23 protein-coding genes are annotated in these 17,363 nt (G+C 59.4%); 10 read left to right on the top strand and 13 right to left on the bottom strand.

Features of this window, described 5'->3' with window-relative positions:
• The first annotated feature begins 28 nt into the window (after nucleotides 1-28).
• Genes sctD through sctU form a run of 10 tightly spaced genes read left to right on the top strand, consistent with a single transcriptional unit; the run spans nucleotide 29 to nucleotide 7,243 of the window.
• Nucleotides 29-997 (top strand): type III secretion system inner membrane ring subunit SctD, encoded by a 969-nt coding sequence (gene sctD / locus PCOSP_RS12310; protein WP_464711453.1) that lies wholly within the window; start codon nucleotides 29-31, stop codon nucleotides 995-997.
• Complete coding sequence (locus PCOSP_RS12305) at nucleotides 994-2,343, top strand: FliI/YscN family ATPase (RefSeq protein WP_434702623.1); 1,350 nt, start codon at nucleotides 994-996, stop codon at nucleotides 2,341-2,343. The genes sctD and PCOSP_RS12305 overlap by 4 nt, the downstream gene beginning before the upstream one ends.
• Nucleotides 2,344-2,345: 2 nt before the next feature.
• Complete coding sequence (locus tag PCOSP_RS12300) at nucleotides 2,346-2,792, top strand: type III secretion protein (RefSeq protein ID WP_434702625.1); 447 nt, start codon at nucleotides 2,346-2,348, stop codon at nucleotides 2,790-2,792.
• Between the two features lie 6 nt (nucleotides 2,793-2,798).
• Nucleotides 2,799-3,356, top strand: coding sequence for a type III secretion system HrpP C-terminal domain-containing protein (locus PCOSP_RS12295; RefSeq protein ID WP_464711451.1), 558 nt, complete (start codon nucleotides 2,799-2,801; stop codon nucleotides 3,354-3,356).
• Nucleotides 3,353-4,069 carry a type III secretion system protein gene (locus tag PCOSP_RS12290; RefSeq protein WP_464711450.1) on the top strand — a complete coding sequence of 239 codons (717 nt, stop codon included), beginning with the start codon at nucleotides 3,353-3,355 and terminating at the stop codon, nucleotides 4,067-4,069. Before PCOSP_RS12295 ends, PCOSP_RS12290 begins: the two co-directional genes overlap by 4 nt.
• On the top strand, nucleotides 4,059-4,448 hold the full coding sequence (locus PCOSP_RS12285; RefSeq protein ID WP_464711448.1) for a FliM/FliN family flagellar motor switch protein: 390 nt from the start codon (nucleotides 4,059-4,061) through the stop codon (nucleotides 4,446-4,448). Before PCOSP_RS12290 ends, PCOSP_RS12285 begins: the two co-directional genes overlap by 11 nt.
• Nucleotides 4,445-5,098 carry a type III secretion system export apparatus subunit SctR gene (gene sctR, locus PCOSP_RS12280; RefSeq protein ID WP_464711446.1) on the top strand — a complete coding sequence of 218 codons (654 nt, stop codon included), beginning with the start codon at nucleotides 4,445-4,447 and terminating at the stop codon, nucleotides 5,096-5,098. The genes PCOSP_RS12285 and sctR overlap by 4 nt, the downstream gene beginning before the upstream one ends.
• A 7-nt stretch (nucleotides 5,099-5,105) precedes the next feature.
• A complete protein-coding gene (gene sctS, locus PCOSP_RS12275) occupies nucleotides 5,106-5,372 on the top strand; it encodes a type III secretion system export apparatus subunit SctS (RefSeq protein WP_464711445.1) in 267 nt (88 codons plus the stop codon).
• Complete coding sequence (gene sctT, locus PCOSP_RS12270; RefSeq protein ID WP_464711443.1) at nucleotides 5,373-6,167, top strand: type III secretion system export apparatus subunit SctT; 795 nt, start codon at nucleotides 5,373-5,375, stop codon at nucleotides 6,165-6,167.
• On the top strand, nucleotides 6,164-7,243 hold the full coding sequence (gene sctU / locus PCOSP_RS12265) for a type III secretion system export apparatus subunit SctU (protein WP_464711442.1): 1,080 nt from the start codon (nucleotides 6,164-6,166) through the stop codon (nucleotides 7,241-7,243). Before sctT ends, sctU begins: the two co-directional genes overlap by 4 nt.
• A gap of 193 nt (nucleotides 7,244-7,436) precedes the next feature.
• Here sctU and PCOSP_RS12260 read toward each other — a convergent pair whose 3' ends face one another.
• The 13 genes from PCOSP_RS12260 to PCOSP_RS12200 all read right to left on the bottom strand — a co-directional run bounded on the left by PCOSP_RS12260 (nucleotide 7,437) and on the right by PCOSP_RS12200 (nucleotide 16,511).
• A complete protein-coding gene (locus tag PCOSP_RS12260; RefSeq protein WP_464711441.1) occupies nucleotides 7,437-7,796 on the bottom strand; it encodes a type III secretion protein HrpV in 360 nt (119 codons plus the stop codon).
• A gap of 2 nt (nucleotides 7,797-7,798) precedes the next feature.
• Nucleotides 7,799-8,002 carry an HrpT family type III secretion system protein gene (gene hrpT, locus PCOSP_RS12255; protein ID WP_464711440.1) on the bottom strand — a complete coding sequence of 68 codons (204 nt, stop codon included), beginning with the start codon at nucleotides 8,000-8,002 and terminating at the stop codon, nucleotides 7,799-7,801.
• On the bottom strand, nucleotides 7,999-10,098 hold the full coding sequence (gene sctC / locus PCOSP_RS12250; protein WP_464711439.1) for a type III secretion system outer membrane ring subunit SctC: 2,100 nt from the start codon (nucleotides 10,096-10,098) through the stop codon (nucleotides 7,999-8,001). The genes hrpT and sctC overlap by 4 nt, the downstream gene beginning before the upstream one ends.
• 1 nt (nucleotide 10,099) lies before the next feature.
• Entirely contained in the window at nucleotides 10,100-10,528 is a 429-nt protein-coding gene (locus tag PCOSP_RS12245; RefSeq protein ID WP_464711437.1) for a type III secretion system chaperone family protein, read from the bottom strand.
• Nucleotides 10,515-10,739: a type III secretion protein gene (locus tag PCOSP_RS12240; protein WP_434702646.1), complete on the bottom strand. Its 225-nt coding sequence runs from the start codon at nucleotides 10,737-10,739 to the stop codon at nucleotides 10,515-10,517. Before PCOSP_RS12240 ends, PCOSP_RS12245 begins: the two co-directional genes overlap by 14 nt.
• Nucleotides 10,740-10,819: 80 nt before the next feature.
• Complete coding sequence (gene sctL / locus PCOSP_RS12235) at nucleotides 10,820-11,401, bottom strand: type III secretion system stator protein SctL (protein WP_434702647.1); 582 nt, start codon at nucleotides 11,399-11,401, stop codon at nucleotides 10,820-10,822.
• A 33-nt stretch (nucleotides 11,402-11,434) separates the two neighbouring features.
• Nucleotides 11,435-11,965: a type III secretion protein gene (locus PCOSP_RS12230; RefSeq protein ID WP_464711435.1), complete on the bottom strand. Its 531-nt coding sequence runs from the start codon at nucleotides 11,963-11,965 to the stop codon at nucleotides 11,435-11,437.
• Complete coding sequence (gene sctJ, locus PCOSP_RS12225; protein ID WP_434702650.1) at nucleotides 11,962-12,768, bottom strand: type III secretion system inner membrane ring lipoprotein SctJ; 807 nt, start codon at nucleotides 12,766-12,768, stop codon at nucleotides 11,962-11,964. The genes PCOSP_RS12230 and sctJ overlap by 4 nt, the downstream gene beginning before the upstream one ends.
• Before the next feature lie 9 nt (nucleotides 12,769-12,777).
• Entirely contained in the window at nucleotides 12,778-13,152 is a 375-nt protein-coding gene (gene sctI, locus PCOSP_RS12220; RefSeq protein WP_464711433.1) for a type III secretion system inner rod subunit SctI, read from the bottom strand.
• 12 nt (nucleotides 13,153-13,164) lie between these two features.
• On the bottom strand, nucleotides 13,165-14,196 hold the full coding sequence (locus PCOSP_RS12215) for a harpin HrpZ family protein (protein ID WP_464711432.1): 1,032 nt from the start codon (nucleotides 14,194-14,196) through the stop codon (nucleotides 13,165-13,167).
• A gap of 59 nt (nucleotides 14,197-14,255) precedes the next feature.
• A complete protein-coding gene (locus PCOSP_RS12210) occupies nucleotides 14,256-14,519 on the bottom strand; it encodes a type III secretion system major pilin HrpA (protein WP_464711431.1) in 264 nt (87 codons plus the stop codon).
• A gap of 94 nt (nucleotides 14,520-14,613) precedes the next feature.
• Entirely contained in the window at nucleotides 14,614-15,522 is a 909-nt protein-coding gene (locus tag PCOSP_RS12205; protein WP_464711430.1) for a sigma 54-interacting transcriptional regulator, read from the bottom strand.
• Between the two features lie 50 nt (nucleotides 15,523-15,572).
• A complete protein-coding gene (locus PCOSP_RS12200; RefSeq protein WP_464711429.1) occupies nucleotides 15,573-16,511 on the bottom strand; it encodes a sigma 54-interacting transcriptional regulator in 939 nt (312 codons plus the stop codon).
• Nucleotides 16,512-17,363: the final 852 nt, after the last annotated feature.

Raw genomic sequence — 17,363 nt, 5'->3', positions numbered from 1 at the left:
GTCTTGCTCAGCATCGGGAGTTTTTTTGATGTTTGAATTACGAGTACTGAACGGCCAGCATCAAGGCGCCGCCCTGCCGTTGATCGGCGAGCAGTGGTCGATTGGCGCTGCCGAACAGCAGGACCTGTCCCTGGATGACCCTGGCATTGCGGACCTGCATTGCCGCCTGCAACGGTCGGACGACAGTTGGAGCCTGGAAGCCGAACAGGGCTCAGTCTGCGATGCAGAAGGAAACGTCACGGCCAGCGTCGAACTGATCCCCAACAACGCCTTTATGCTGGGCTCGGTGTGGCTGTGCGTCTCGCCCGCCGAGGATACCTGGCCAACAGTACCGGCGCTCATCCCCAAGCAGCCAAAGGTCGAGGCCGAACCGTTACGCAGCACGCCCCCCCTGGAAAAAGTCAAACCGCGTTCGCAGTTTCTCAACCGTACCACCGGAATCGTTGCCGGCGTGTTGATTGGCATCATCGGCAGCGCCTGGAGCCTGACCCGCCCGACCGCCACGACCCCACCACCAGATAGCATCGCTCAGGTAGAGCCGGCAGCGCCGGAAAAACCTGCGCAGGCCTCAGTAAACGACACCCGCAAGGTAGCCGACAAACGCACCCGCCTGGCCAGCACGGACGCGGCTCGACGCACGCTCGACAGAATGCTCAGCGACCGTCTGCTCACTGACGTAAGCGTCGAGGAAACGCCGCAGGGGCTGGTGCTCAATGGCAATCTCAAGGACGAGGCGCTGCTGGTGTACCAACGCATGCTGCAACGCTTCAAGGACAGCTACGAATCGCCAGTGACGGTGCTCGACAACGTTGCCAGTGCGCGCAATGGCCTGCCCTTCGTGATTGTGCAAATCATGACCGGACCGCATGCCCATCTGGTGACAGCCGACGGACGTCGCCTGTACGTAGGCGATGAGGTACAAGGCCTGCGCCTGACCCGTATCGACGCTCAGCGCCTGCAATTCGACGGTGACCGGCACATCGAGGTGAACTGGTGAATGCGGCGCTGAACCAATGGAAGCACCGGCATCTGGAGCGTCTTGCGCGCCACTGCGCCGTGCGTGTCAGTGGTCGGGTAAGCGCGGTGCGCGGCATTTTGCTGGAGTGCAAGATTCCCGCCGCCAAGGTCGGTGACTTGTGTGAAGTGAGCAAGGCGGACGGCAGCCTGCTGCTCGCCGAAATCGTCGGTTTTACTCAGGATTGCACTTTACTCAGCGCCCTTGGAGCCCCGGACGGGATTCAGGTGGGCGCACCGATTCGTCCGCTGGGCATGGCCCACCGAATTGGCGTGGATGACAGCCTGCTCGGCTGTGTGCTGGATGGCTTCGGACGGCCCCTGCTCGGTGATTGCCTGGGTGCCTTCGCAGGTCCGGACGATCGCCGCACAACCCTGCCGGTCATCGCCGACGCTCTACCGCCGACCCAGCGACCGCGTATCAGCAACGCCCTGCCCACCGGTGTGCGCGCCATCGACAGCGCCATTCTGCTGGGCGAAGGCCAGCGTGTCGGGTTGTTCGCGGGCGCTGGCTGCGGCAAGACAACCCTGATGGCGGAGCTGGCCCGCAACATGGGCTGCGACGTCATTGTCTTTGGCTTGATCGGCGAGCGGGGCCGTGAACTGCGCGAGTTTCTCGATCATGAACTGGACGAAACATTGCGCAGCCGCTCGGTACTGGTCTGCGCTACGTCCGATCGGTCCAGCATGGAGCGAGCCCGCGCCGCGTTCACCGCGACGGCTATCGCCGAAGCGTTTCGCGCTCGGGGCCAGAAGGTACTGCTGCTGCTCGACTCGTTAACCCGGTTCGCTCGCGCACAGCGTGAAATAGGCATCGCTTCCGGCGAACCGTTGGGCCGCGGTGGCTTGCCGCCGTCGGTGTACACCTTGCTGCCACGTCTGGTGGAGCGCGCCGGCATGAGCGAAAACGGCTCGATCACTGCGCTCTATACCGTACTGATCGAACAGGACTCGATGAACGATCCGGTGGCGGACGAGGTGCGCTCGCTGCTCGACGGCCACATCGTGCTGTCGCGCAAGCTGGCCGAGCGCGGACATTATCCGGCCATCGATGTGTCCGCCAGCATCAGTCGGATCCTCAGCAACGTCAGCAGCCGCGACCACCAGCGGGCAAACAACCGCTTACGCCAACTGATGGCCGCCTATAAGCAAGTCGAGATGCTCCTGCGCCTGGGTGAATACCAGGCCGGCGCCGATCCAGTCACCGATTGCGCCGTAGAACTGAATGACGCCATCAACGCCTTCCTTCGCCAGGACCTGCGCGAGCCGGTTGCCCTGGAGCAAACCCTGCACGAACTGCTGCAGCTCACCTCGCGGTTACCGGCCTAACCGTGGAAGAAGCCCTGGAAGAAGATCCGCAGCGGGTCGCCCTGGAACAGGTGATCAGCCTGATCACCCCTCTGCGCCAACACCGCCAGGCCAGCGCCGAACGGGCGCAACGCCAGGCCCAGGTGGAACTGAATTCAATGCTCGACCACTTATCAGAAACCAGGCTGGTATTGAGTCAGGAGCGCGACAACCATCGGCAGCGCCGTCAAAGCCTGTCGGCGGCTCATCTGGAAAAAACCATCAGTCTGAAGGACGTAGATCGTTGGCACGAGAAAGAGAAGAACATGCTCGACCGCCTCGCCTTGATCCGCCAGGACGTGCAGCAACAGCAATTGCAGATCGCCGAGCAACAGGCCTTGCTTGAACGCAAACGCCTGCAAGCCAAGGCTTTTCAACGGGCAGTCGAGAAACTCTCCTGCCTGAGCGAGACCCTCAGTGAAGAAGGTTAAAAGCCGATGACTCCACCGATCAAGCCGGCGCAAAAGCCGCCGACCGCGCCGCCGCACCCTGCACCCACAGAGTTACCGACGCCCCCTTCGAGCGGAAAACGGCCCGTCCTTGGCTCCCTAGGCCGCAGCGATGCACACGTCAATCGAACAACCTTGAACAAACAGTCGCCGGACACACCAATGAGCACCGACGGCCTGTTTTTTTCGCAACTGCTGGTGCTGCCAGTGGGCGCCGAGCCTGACCAGCAAGGCTTCGCCGGTGGTGGCGGCGTCACGTTCCCGGTGCGAGCCGAGCAGGTGCCAAGCCAATTGATCGACGAGTTGGCGCGAAGCCTGCCGGATCAGCCGGAAGGTCCGCTCAGTTTCACCCTGATGATGCCCAACCTCGGTTGCGTGCGGGTTCACTCCCAGAAAATCGATAATCGCTGGAACGTCCAGCTCGGCTTTGCTCGCCGCGACGTGCTCAAGCGCCTGCAAGGACATGTTAGTGCCTGCCGGGACTCACTCTCGCAAGCGTTGGGCCTGGACGTCGAACTGGACCTGCACGAAGACCTTGAGACATGAACACGCTGAAGCTACGCCAGGTCAATGGGCTCCAGGCCCGCGCCAGCCGTGAGTTTGGCGCGGGCCAACGCCTGGGTTTGCGCACCCGGGACCAGGACGCCGAACTGACGCTTTTACCACCACTGACCGAGACCGCCATCCCCGCCGCCGGCGTTTGGTTCAACAGCGCAGTCGGTGCGTTGTGCCTCACTGATGCCGAGGCGCTGCTAAGCCTGCTCGGCGATGCACCGTTGACCCTGACGGGCGAGCACCAGGCCTGGTACTGGCAGTTTTTCAATCAGCGTTTGAGCCCGGCCATCGCCGCCTTGCTCGCGCCGGTTGAGCCGCTGCTCGACAACCCGGCGACAGCGACTGTCGGCTGCCGTCTCCAGGTTCGCCGCGCCGGCCAGACCCTCCACGCCCATTTGCATACGACGCCCGACACCCTGCTTCGGCTGTTGCGCTCAGCCCCCTGGCAAGCCCGCCAGCAACCGCTGGACCCAGCATTGCAAGTGACCACGCCACTGGTGATTGGCGAGTTGGTATTGACCTTGGAACAACTGAGTTCATTGCGCCCGGGTGACGTGGTATTGCCCGCCCGTTGCCAGTTCGACAGCCGCGGCCAAGGTCATCTCGCCCTCGCTGGACGACGCTGGGCGGTACAGGCCACCGACCGGGCGCAGCAACTTTTCTTGCAGCTAAATCACGAGGAGCCCCCGCTCGATGAGCACTGAAGATCTCTATCATGACGAGGTCGAAACCCTCAACGACTATGACGTTGCGCCAGACGAAACCGATGAGGCGGACATTGTCCCGCCGCTGTCCGAGCCGTTCGAGGAGCATGACCATTACGCATCTCACGAGCAGCCGGAACGGATTGACGCGCCTGGACTTCAATCGCTGGCACTGGACCTGACCCTGCGCTGCGGAGAACTCAAGCTGACCCTCGGCGAACTGCAAAGGTTGAGCACCGGAACCATCGTCGAAGTCAGTGGCATCGCGCCCGGCCACGCCACGTTGTGCCACGGCGAGCACGTGGTGGCGGAGGGCGAACTGGTCGATATCGATGGCCGGCTTGGCCTGCAGATCATCCGGCTGGCGACCCCATCATGATCATGGAGGGCATGAATCCGGTTCTACTGGCGCTGTTTCTTGGAGCGTTGTCGCTGATTCCGTTCCTGTTGATCGTTTGTACCGCGTTTCTGAAGATCGCCATGACGCTGCTGATCACCCGCAACGCCATTGGTGTCCAACAGGTCCCGCCAAACATGGCGTTGTATGGCATCGCCCTGGCTGCCACGATGTTCGTCATGGCCCCGGTGGCCCACGAAATCCAGCAACGGGTGCAGGCTCATCCGCTGGAACTGGGCGACACCGACAAGCTCCAGGCCAGTGTCAGAACCGTGATCGAGCCGCTGCAACGCTTTATGACACGTAACACCGATCCCGATGTCATCAACCATCTGCTCGACAACACCCAGCGCATGTGGCCCAAGGAAATGGCCGATCAAGCGAGCAAAAATGACTTGTTGCTGGCCATTCCTGCATTTGTGCTGTCGGAGCTGCAAGCCGGTTTCGAGATCGGCTTTCTGATCTACATCCCGTTCATCGTCATTGACCTGATCGTTTCCAACCTGTTGCTGGCCCTGGGCATGCAGATGGTTTCGCCCATGACCCTGTCACTGCCCCTCAAGCTGTTGTTGTTCGTGCTGGTCTCGGGTTGGTCGCGCCTGCTCGACAGCCTGTTTTATTCGTACATGTGAGGCAGCCATGGAAGCGTTGGCGTTGTTCAAGCAAGGCATGTTCCTGGTGGTCATCCTGACCGCCCCGCCGCTCGGCGTTGCGGTGCTGGTCGGCGTGGTCACCTCGCTGTTGCAGGCGCTGATGCAGATCCAGGATCAGACCCTGCCATTTGGTATCAAACTGGGGGCGGTCGGGCTGACCCTGGCCATGACCGGCCGCTGGATCGGTGTCGAGCTGATCCAGTTCATCAACATGTCCTTTGATCTGATTGCACGATCTGGAGTCGCCCACTAAATGCCCTTCAATGCGCAGGACGCCTTCGAGCTGATGCTGGGCATGGGCCTGGCGATGGCGCGCTTGCTGCCCTGCATGCTGTTGGTGCCGGCGTTCTGTTTCAAATACCTGAAGGGTCCGTTGCGTTATGCCGTGGTGGCGGTCGTCGCCATGATCCCGGCGCCGGGCATCAGCCGCGCCTTGAGCTCGCTCGACGAGAATTGGCTGGCCATTGGCGGCCTACTGCTCAAGGAAGCCGTACTCGGTACGTTGTTGGGGCTGCTGCTGTATGCCCCGTTCTGGATGTTCGCCTCGGTCGGCGCCCTGCTGGACAGCCAGCGCGGCGCACTCAGCGGCGGCCAGATGAACCCGACCCTGGGGCCGGACGCGACCCCATTGGGTGAGTTGTTCCAGGAAACCCTGATCATGCTGGTGATTCTATCTGGTGGCCTGTCGCTGATCACCCAGGTCATCTGGGACAGCTATGAGGTCTGGCCGCCCACGGCCTGGCTACCGGGGATGACAGTGGACGGATTGGATGTGTTTCTCGATCAACTGAGCCAGACCCTGCACCATATGCTGCAATATGCCGCGCCCTTCATTGGCCTGTTGCTATTGATCGAGGCAGCACTGGCGATCATCGGATTGTATGCGCAACAGCTCAATGTCTCGGTGTTGGCCATGCCGGCCAAGAGCATGGCCGGCCTGGCATTCCTGTTGATTTACTTGCCCACGCTACTGGAACTGGGCAACGGCCAACTGGCGGAACTGGCCGATCTGAAGTCGCTGCTCAGCCTTCTGGTGCAGGTGCCGTGAGCGAAAAAACCGAAAAAGCCACCCCCAAACAGTTACGCGACGCCCGGGAAAAAGGCCAGGTCGGTCAAAGTCAGGACTTGGGGAAACTGATGACGTTGGTGGCCGTCAGCGAAATCACCTTCAGCCTGGCCGATGAAAGCATCGATCGCCTGCAGGCATTGCTGGCGCTTTCGTTTAAAAGCATCGGCTCCCCGTTCACATCGGCGGTCGAGGTGATCGCCAGCGAAGGCCTCGCCATGCTGCTTTATTTCACGCTGTGCAGCGTCGGCCTGGCCATGCTGATGCGCCTGCTCGGCACCTGGGTACAGATCGGTTTTCTGTTCGCGCCAAAAGCATTGAAAGTCGACATCAACAAGATCAACCCCTTCTCCCACGCCAAGCAGATGTTTTCGGGGCAAAACATCACCAACCTGCTGCTCAGCGTACTCAAGGCCACCGCCATCGGCGCAACGATGTATGCACTGATCAAACCTGCGTTGGGGACGCTGGTCCTACTGGCCAACAGCGATCTGACGACGTATTTGCATGCGCTGGTGGAGCTGTTTCGGCACATTTTGCGGGTAACCCTGGGCCTGCTGTTGGCGATCGCCATGATCGACTTCGCCATGCAGAAGTACTTCCACGCCAAGAAACTGCGCATGAGTCATGAAGACATCAAGAAGGAATACAAACAGTCCGAAGGCGATCCCCACGTGAAAGGCCATCGTCGGCACCTGGCCCATGAAATCCTCAACCAGGAACCCAGCGCGGCGCCAAAGCCGGTGGAGGAAGCGGACATGCTGCTGGTCAATCCGACCCACTACGCAGTGGCTCTCTACTACCGCCCAGGGGAAACACCACTGCCCAGGATTCATTGCAAAGGCGAAGACGAAGACGCACTGGCGCTGATCGCACGCGCCAAACAAGCCGGGATCCCGGTGGTACAGAACATCTGGCTCGCACGCACCCTGTACAAGGTCAAGCCTGGCAAATACATCCCCCGGCCCACACTGCTGGCTGTCGCTCATATCTACAAGATGGTCCGCCAGCTCGATGAAGTCACCGACGAAGTGATTCGCATCGACGACACACCGTGAAGCCTTATGCCGGTCAATCCGCGATCAAAAGGTGCAAAATCCGTGGGCGCAAAGCTTGCTCGCGATGGGGTAAGTCAATCGACAACTGCACTGGCTGTTCCACCGCTATCGCGAGCAAGCTTTGCTCCCACGGTTTAACTGACTTGCATTAACGTGAAGCCACGCGTTCGGTGGATAGCCAACATGGCTGTGGTCAGTGGGTGGATTCGCCCAGGTGATCCAACCCTGCCAGCTGCAAGGCATGGCCCCGGATCTCATCCAGGCTTGCGACGGTGGCGGCTGCGTCACTCACCGCATGCCACACGACCAAATCGTTACGGACATCGAGGAACAGGTAGTAATGATTGAATTGCTCGGCCTGGGTGAACCGCCGTTGCAGCGCATCATTCAGTTGCTCGGGGCGTAGGGCACGGCCTTCGATGTGCAGCGCGATGCCCCAGTCATGATGTTCACAGCGACTGGCAAACACGACCCCTTTCGCTACCGGCCAGACCGCCATGCGCCGGGCGGCCACCTGTGCGTAGAAAGCCGCTTTTTCCGTGACCTCGATCATTTCTAATCCTTCAATTGCACGACGGTGTAATCGCGATCCTTGTCACTTTCCTGCAAGCCTTCGCGCATATCCGCTGGCCACCAGATGACCAGCTCGCGGTCATTGGAGTCCGGACGCTTGCAGGCGTACCCGGAGCAACCATGCGTGGCGCACCCGATCAGGGTAGCCAACAGCACGAACAGGAGGGCAACACTGGCGGTCTTCATGGTTTCACTCCCCGGAGCAGCGACGGTCGGCTCTCTTTGGCCATTTTTGAGATCTGTGGCAGGCGCATGGCGATGTACACCTCGCTTTCCTCGCCCGGTTGCAGCCAGGCATGAGGCCAGGCGGAAACGCCGATGACCCAGCGACCGCCGCATCGGCTTTCGTCGATACGTACCGGCTTGTCGGTATTGTTGCGCGCCACGGTCACCGCAACACCCCAGTCTTTCTGCACGAACCACTGCGAACGGTGATGGTCGAGCGTCAGGCCTTCACCCGGGTCACAGAGGCTGTCGGTTTCAAATGGCAAGGTTTCGCCGGTGCGCATACCCGCGGGAGCGACACCGTCGACCAACTGGGTAAAGACTCTCTGGATGTCGCCCCGGGTCGGCAGCTCTCCTCCGTCGCGTCGCTCCTTGATTTTTTTCATCTGGTCATCGATGTCGTGGGGATTGCCATTTTCCACGTAGCGCGCCGGGTTGACTTGATCGCCAATCAATCGCGGCGTCAGGATGAACAGCCGCTCGCGCTGGCTCAACTCACGATTGCGAGACTGGAACAGCAACTTGCCGATGTAGGGAATGTCGCCCAGCAAGGGAATCTTGTGGAGCCGGTCATTGGCCTCAAGTCCATGGAAGCCCCCAATCACCAGTGAGCCATGCTCGGCGATCACCGCTTGAGTGCTGACGTTGCCCCTGCGCACACTCGGCTGCGCGTCATTGATGGTCGATACATCGATCTGACCGTCCTCGATGTCGACGATCATCTGTACCTGAGGCTTGCCCTCGTGGTCCAGCGAGCGCGGAATCACTTGCAAGCTCGTACCGGCGGTGATGGGTAGGATAGTGGCAGCCCGCTCAGACGTGGCGGTGAGGTACTCCGTGCGACTCAAATCAATCACCGCGGGTTGGTTCTCAAGCGTGAGGATCGATGGATTACCGATGACCGATGCTGACCCATTCCCCTCCAAGGCATGCAGTTCCGCCGAAAACTTGCTGGCGTTCTGAACGAATAACGTCGAACTGGTTCCGGCGTCGAACAGATTGGCGCCGCCACTGAAACTGCCCGCATTGAAATTCCAGCGGCTGGACAACTCGGCTAATTCATTGCGATCGATGTCCAGGATAACGGCATCGATTTCGATCAGATTGCGCGGGACATCCAACTGCTTGACCAGTGTCTCGTACACGGCCTTGCGCTCAGGCAAGTCATAAATCAGCACGGCATTGTTGCGTATATCGGCACTGACACGAATGCTCGCACGGCCACCTTCCTTGCCCTTGCCAGGTTTGCGACTGCCGTAGCTCAGGACCCTGTCGAGGCCTTGTTGCAGGATGCCGGTGTCCAACCCGCCGGAGCCGATGTTGTAAGGCAGTCCTACGGAGCCCTGCGCGCCGACGCTCGAACCGCTGTTGCCAACGGCCCCCGACAGCAGCTTGACACTGCTGATGTCGTTGCCTCGCGAGCGGCTTTCCAACAGGTCCTGGAGAATGCTGGCGACGCCGGCCACTGTCAGTTCCTGGTCGCGGTAGCGGATGGTGCGATCCGCTGCGTTGGCATACCTCAGGGGCAGCACCACGATGTCCTGTTTGTCGGCCTTTTCCGGCGGCTCGACTTTCTTGCTGTAGTCACGCACCAACTCGACATATTTGGCCGGACCACGAACCAGCACCACGCCTTCGTCCGGCAATGCGCCCCAGCCGAAACGCTTATCCAGCAGGCCCACATCGGTCAAGGCGGTTTGCAGGTCATCCACCGCGTCGGATGAGACCTCGATACGCGCAGAGGTATGCTCGCTGGACGGGCTGATGTACAGCGTGTCGTTATAAACGAACCACTGGAAATGGTATTCCTGGCCCAGCCGCTCCAGGAAGCCCTCGGGGTTCTCGCTGCGGATGCGGCCATCGAGTTTGCCGGCGATAGGGCTCATGTCCAGCCCCAAGCCAAACTCCTTGGCAAAGTCCGCCAGCGCGGTCGCCAGTTCAGTCTCGCGGGCGTCATAGGCATAGGCCGTATGTTTCCAGGATTCGGGAATGGCTGCCCAAGTGGCGGGGGTCACTCCGATCCACAATAGAGGCAACCACATTAAGGCCTTGCGCATTTCACACTCCTGATTGCCGGTGATTGAGGTTGGTGCGGCCGGACAATGGCGCCTGATTGTGGATGGCAACGTGCATCAGGCTGAGCATGGCCGCACGCTGGTTGGCCAGGCTTTCCAGACGGTCCAGCAAATGATCGGCGTTACACGGGGCCGGCAGCCAGCTGACCAGAACTACACAGCGGGTTTGCGGATCGATGGCCAGCGCGCCCTCACAGGAACACGCCAGACTGGCGCCACCTTGGCTGAGCAAGGCTCCGATCCTTTGTGGGTCGCAGGCATCATAGGGATCGAGTAAATCGATGCTGCAGCACACCCCACCGCCGATCACCGCCAGCCGTGCGTTGGCGTCATCGATCCAGCAATCCAGCGGCGTCGGCGCAAGCTGCTTGGACCACTGGTCGAGGATGTCGGCGAAGTCACTGAATTCCATCGATGATCGCTTTGGTGATGCCGTGCTTGGCTCGCAGGGTTTCATTGACGGCGATGCTGGCGACATCAGTTTCCCGCTGGGCATCGTTGAACGCCTGCAGGTCTTCGACGGAACCACTCTCCGAGGCGTCCATCGCCGCATCATCCATGTCGGACTGGGCGCGACTCATCGAGTGGTCGAGGTGGTTTTGCAAGCTCTTGAAGTTGATCACTCACCGGTACTCCTGCTGAAGGGTTCATCCCTTGAGTGGAGCAAACGGCCAAGCGGTTCCAAAGCCCGCTCAAGTAGTCTTCAATCGGCTCGATCAACATTCAGCAAGCCGTCGCGAAGGCTTGCCCAGTCAATGTCGAACGCGCCGTTGGCGTCGCTCAGGCGCAGAGTGCCCAGCGCCATGGCTGCATCGCCGCGCAACTGCCAATGCTCGGAAAACCGGCTCTGCGCCAGCCACTCGGCCAGGGGATCAACCATATCCGGGTGAACGCTGAGCGTCGCGACGGTTTTATCGGGCTGGCTGGCGGCCAGATTTTTTACCAGTGCCCGCGTTCGCTCCGCCAGGGTTGTGTCGTCGAGCAAATGCCGCAACGCCTCGTTCAGCAACGTTTCCAAAGCGTCCATTGCTTGTTGCTCGAATGCGTCTCGCTGGACCTTCAGTTCTGCGAGAAAAGCGTTGGCCGTTTCCCAGAAACCGGCCAATGCCTGGGCATGAAGGCGGTCACTCTGTTCTTGCTGACGCACCAAGATCTGCTGCGCTTGTCGGCGCGCATCAACGAGAACCTCGCACGCACGCAGGCTGCCCGCGATGTCTTCATGGCGTAAAATCGGCTCAGGCAACACCGCTGCGTCCGTCAGAGCAATACTGCGTTTAGCGAGCATGGACAACTCCTGGCGCGCGGGGGAAAAAGGGGCTCAGCTCGACATGACGCGCCAAAGGATGGCCTGCCACAACGTCTGGAGTTTGTGTTCAGGAGCCTGCGCCGGGCGCTCGGCTACGTCCCCGGGCGCCCATGCCAGGCGCAATCGCGACCAGCACGCGGCCCCGAGCCAGGCGCCAAGCAAAGGCCGAACATCGTCACTTTCGGGGTTCAGCCAGGTGCCGGGGCGCAGCGCCCTGGTCACCGCCCAACACCACTGCCCATCGACCCCGTCACGTTCTATCTGGGCAAAACAGATGCACTGCGCCAGCGCCAACGCCCGATCGCGCTGTGACGTCGATAGTTGGAGCCAACGCAACACCGGCTCGGGGGCCATCGGTGGTTGGCTGGGATCGATGCCGACGCTTTGCAGAAACGCCCCGTGGCGGCTGGCCATGAGCGCTTCGCAGGCACGGGTCGATAAGCCCACCGAATCGGCAAACCGGCTCTGCCAGCCCGGGTGGGCCCAGTCCCAGGGGTTGCACCACCAACGGACCCATTGATCCTCAGGGGGCAGGCTCGTCATGCGCGGGCCGGTAGGTTCGAATGATTGCGGCGAGCGAGCCCTATTCGACTCAACAAGGCGGCACGCCAGTCACCGCGCAACAGCAGTGCGACGATCAGCAGAAAAAACACCGCGCCCGCGGGTATCAGCCAGAGCATCAGGTCCCAGAACGCCAGGTTCGCACTGTCAATCTTGAACGGGCCAAAGCTGGCCCACTGGGTGGTTTCCTGGAACTCCGCGGCGGGCACGAAGACGATGGCAAACTTCTTGGCGTCGACAGACTGTCCGGACATCCCCGGAATACTGCTCGCGACCATCTGCTGAATACGCCCGCGTACGCTATCAGGATCGAGCGCGGCGGAATATTTGATAAAGACCGCGGCGGAGGCAGGTTGAATCGGCTCACCCGGTGCGACACGCTCAGGCAACACCACATGCACCCGGGCAACGATCACGCCGTCGATCTGCGACAGGGTCGCTTCAAGCTCCTGGGACAAGGCGTAGATATAACGGGCCCGCTCCTCGAGAGGCGTCGAGATCACGCCTTCTTTCTTGAAGATTTCTCCCAAACTGGTACGCGAACGCCGAGGCAAGCCCGCGGCGTCCAGCACACGCACGGCACGATTCATTTCCCGTGTGGCGACAGTGATCACCACCCCGGTTTTTTCCAAGCGTTTTCGCGCATCTATGTGCTGATCCGCAAGACGAGCAACGATCTCGTTGGCATCCTGCTCGGACAAACCGGTGAACAGATCAGTTTCGTCGCTGCAGCCGCCGAGCAACAGCATGCACAACAGCAGCAGTCCTGCGCTCAAGAATCTCACGGAAAACCTCTACTGCAGATTGGTCAGCTTATCGAGCGCCTGGGCACTCTTGCTCACGACCTTGGTCGTTAACGCCATTTGCAACGAACATTGCGACAGCGCACGGCCCATCTGGAGAATGTCCGCACTGTCTTCAGTACCAGCGACTTTCTTCACCGCTCGCAGCGCCTGCTGCGAAAGCTTTTCGGTATCGCCGAGGCGTTCGGACAATGCCCCGGCTACCTGATCGGACAGATGGGAACCCGCCTGTGAGCTATCCGGACGTACCGCCGCGTTGAACAGATCGACATCTGCCTGGACCGGCTCGGAGACGATCGCTTGTTGCACATCCTGCCCAAGCTCCGGCGAAATGTTTTTCAGGTGAGTAACGTGGGAAATGCTCACATGCGTTCTCCGTCAGGCCACTGACTGTTTATTGTTGCCTTGCAGCAATACGTTGATTATCTGGGCCGCGGCTTGCGCTGCACTGTCTTGCAAGTCATTGCCTTTCAGGGAGACTTCCAAGCCCTTTTCGACCAACCCACCCAATAGCCGTCCCAGATCGAGCTTCGATGTATCGCCACCCGGGGTGGTGGCCTGCAGCTGCGGCGAGTTATTGAGCGGCGTACCCAAACCTCCGCCAGACAACAGCGACTGCACGCCACGCTCCACCAGTTCGCCCAAGGCCTGAGCGATACCTTCGTTGGCGTCACCGTTGCCATTGAGGTTGGAAACGGGTTGGGTATCGAGGTCAGAATCCCCCAGCGAAACGGGCGAATTTTCAGTGTTGCCTACAAGGCTGCCAAGACCACCGTCAACGGGGCTCGCATCATTCTGTTGCTGGCCGAACTGCTGACTGATGAGGTCAAGGGCCGAACGGAATTTCGCGGTTTCATCGGCGTCCAGAAAGTTGTCTTCCTTGAGTTCCTTCATCCACGAGCCCGAGTCTGGACGTGGGAACTGAGCCTTGTTGTCATCCATGAACTGCGCGACCTTCGCCAGTATCGGCAGGTCGTCCCGGGAGAACTTTGCACCGTCGCCCAGCTTGGTCAACAGATCATCCAGCAAGGCTTTACCGAGGCCGTTCAACACCTTTGCCATCAAATCGGACTGCCCGGCACCCGAACCGCCGTCACCGGACACCATGTCTGCGCCAGCGCCGAAATTATCCCCCAGTTTCTGGTGAATCAGTTTGTCGAGCGCTGCCGCGATATTTTCGGCGCCCCTCCCGTGCTTGCCCAGGGCGGCCATGACCTTGGCGAGCATTTTGCCCAGGGGCGAACTTTCGTCCAACTGGCCGTCTTTCGTCAGCGCCTTGACCAACTGGGCGATCACATCCTGTAGCGCCTTGCTGGACTTGCTTGAGCCAGCGGTCGCGCTGTTGTCGAGCGGCAAGACGAGCACCAACGCCGAGCCTTGCAGTGAATTAACGCTGTTGGGACTGTGCATGGAACGTCCATCCTCAAGTAGCAACCCCCCTCTGACGAGGGGGGGGCAATCAGAAAGAATTAGTAACTAACGCCTTTCGCGCTCTGGGCCGTGGCACTGATCTTCTTGTTGGAAGAATCGTCCTTGCCCGACTGAATGGCGTTGTACACGTCCAGGGTCTGCTTCTTGATGGTTTCCGCCGACTGCAACGCGATCAGTTTTGCCTGGTTGGCATCCTGTTCCTTACTGGCTTTTGTCTGTGCATCGAGAGCCTGGTTGTTGTTGCTGGAGCTCGGAGGCAGGTTGTACTGTTGACCACCGCCGTTGCCATTAACTCTAGACATCGTAAATTACCCCTTGGTATGCACCAGCGTGATTGCTTGGTACTGACTAGGTGGCAACGAGCGGCGGATCGGTTCCAGCCCCTGCGCAAAAAAATCAGATGCGCAGTTCCTTGATGCGCCGGTAGAGCGTACGGCGTGGCATGCCCAGTTCGGTGCTGACCGCATCGACACAGTTTTGATGGCGCTTGAGCGATTGCTGGATCAAGGCTTTTTCGATCACTCGCAGCTGTGACTTGAGCCCACCGGCCGGGTTTTCTTCTTCGACCGGCCCGGCATTCAACACAGGAAAGCCGAGCACGAATCGCTTCGCCGCAGCCTTGAGCTCACGGATATTGCCGGGCCAGTCGTGTGCCTGCAGTTGCTGTTGCAACAGAGAGGTGACATGGGGCGACAGCAAGTCAAGATCGTTGGCGACTGCGGCAGCAAAACGGTTGAACAACGGCACGATGCGCTCACGCTGCGTACGCAGCGGCGCAAGTTTGAGGGTCAGCACGTTCAAGCGGAAGTACAGATCGCGGCGAAAGTGTCCCTGCTCCACCGCATCGCCCAGCGAACGTTGTGCCGAGGCTATTACCCGGATATCGAGCTTGATGGTTGACGTTGAGCCCAGCCGCTCAACCGCACGGGTTTCCAATACGCGTAGCAACTTGGCCTGCAGGCTGAGCGGCATGCTGTCGATTTCATCCAGGTACAGGATGCCGCCTTGTGCCGCTTCGATATAACCGACCCGCGAACGATCCGCCCCGGTGTAGGCGCCGCTGGCCACACCAAATAACTCGCTCTCGGCCAATGACTCGGGGATCGCCGCGCAGTTCATCGCCACCAGCGGCCCCTTGCGGCCTGACATCACGTGGATGCGTTGCGCGATCGTGTCTTTGCCCGTGCCGGTCTCCCCGCACAACAGTACATCGATACCCAGCTGTGAAATACTTTCGGCGACGATATCCAGATTGGGAATGCATTCTTCGGCAAAATCTTCTTCGAACCCATCATCAAGACTCATCCACGACCTCTAGCCCATCAGGTTTGCGCGAATACAGCAGCGTTGCAGTTTCAAGTCCAAGCAGTGAGCTGCGCCTCGACCCCCAGCTCCTTCATGCGGTGATAGAGGGTGCGCCTGGGAATCTCCAACTCTTGAACCACAGCAGCCACATTTTGCCGGTGCCGCTTCAGCGCATCCTGGATGAGCGTTTTCTCGATCATGCGCAACTGAGCGCGCAAATCGGGTGCCGGGCTGCGGACTGCTACCGCCTCCGCGTCCAGCAATGGAAGCCCCAACACAAACCGCTTGGCGGCCGATTTAAGTTCACGAATGTTGCCCGACCAATCATGGCTGAGCAAAAGTTGCACCCGAGCGCTGTCGAGAATGGGAGCGGGACGACCAAAATCTGCGGCGATGCTTTGGGTGAACTGGTCGAACAATGGCAGGATCTGTTCGCGGCGCTTACGCAGGGCTGGCAAGTGGAGCGTCAGCACGTTAAGCCGAAAAAACAGGTCGCGACGAAAAAGCCCTTGTTCCACCAGTTTATCCAGCGGCCGTTGGGCCGATGCAATGACCCTTAGATCCACGGGAATGAAGGTCGTGGAGCCGAGGCGTTCAACACCCCGCGTTTCCAGGACACGCAACAACTTTGCCTGCAAGCTCAACGGCATGCTGTCGATCTCGTCCAGGTACAACGTGCCCCCTGCGGACGCTTCGATGTAGCCCTTGCGGGAGCGACAAACGCCGGTAAACGCCCCATTGACCACGCCAAACAGCTGGCTTTCGGCGAGCTGTTCTGGAATCGCGGCGCAGTTCATGCCTACAAATGGCCCGGACCTGCTGGACCGCTCATGGAAATGGCTGGCCAACGCATCCTTGCCGGAGCCCGTCTCTCCGCACAACAACAGATCCATGTCGAGAAAAGCATCATTTATTTCAATTTTATGACTGAGTAAAAATGCGGTGCTGCCCCAACCCTCGTAACCAGCGACATCGTTTCTGGTGCCCATCGAACACTCTCTCTGTGGATGTAGGCGAATATTAATCGCACGCCTTACAAGGCAGAAATATACAAATTTAGTTCCCTGGACCAACAAGCAAAATCTTGGATTCCCCTATAAAAACCCAGCGCAATATCATTTGCCGATGAACGCTCCAAGGCCTGAGAGATCTTCAAGACAGGTAATTAAATAAACGTTATCTCGGTCCAGTCAAGCACTTCTGTCCACATCGGCAAAGAGTAGGATTCCCCCTACCCCCGCAGGCTCCGGAGCACTCCTGAGAAGAATTCGCACTCGGCGCTCCAGCTAACACAGGGCTCAGGCTCAATCAACAACGCCCGCACATAACGTGAGCTACATCACACTTCAATAAAGGCCGAGTTAATTGAAAAATAGCACTGAAAAGTTCAAGATACTGCCGACCCTCGCCCGCCGCTAACTTCAACCCAACAACATATAAGCGGCATGACTCGATAGCCCTTGAATGTGGATGCTTTACTAGCAAAACTTTAACTCAAATAATCATGCCAGATAAAAATTCTCCAACTTCCCATCAAAAGTTAAATAAGGAAAATGAAGGACGATAGAGCATTCGGTTTTCCGAACGAAAACCGAGATACTTGCTTTAAGCACCTAAGGTGTTCCGGTTTTTGGGGGCCGAGCCGACGATAGCTTTGCGCCATCACGGAGTCGGGAATCCGAATGGTCCCGGGAGTCGTCTGACGACATTAAAAATATTGGATCCGAGGAATCAGCTGACCCCGATAATCGGATCAATTTTCGTAGCGGGAGGTTTTGGGCATCGCGGATACGCGCTGTAATATTCTGGCGTGGGTCATTCGCAAAAAATAGTATTACTAA

The organism is Pseudomonas sp. MAFF 730105, from assembly GCF_055380705.1.
This window is presented reverse-complemented; position numbering and strand designations above follow the sequence as displayed.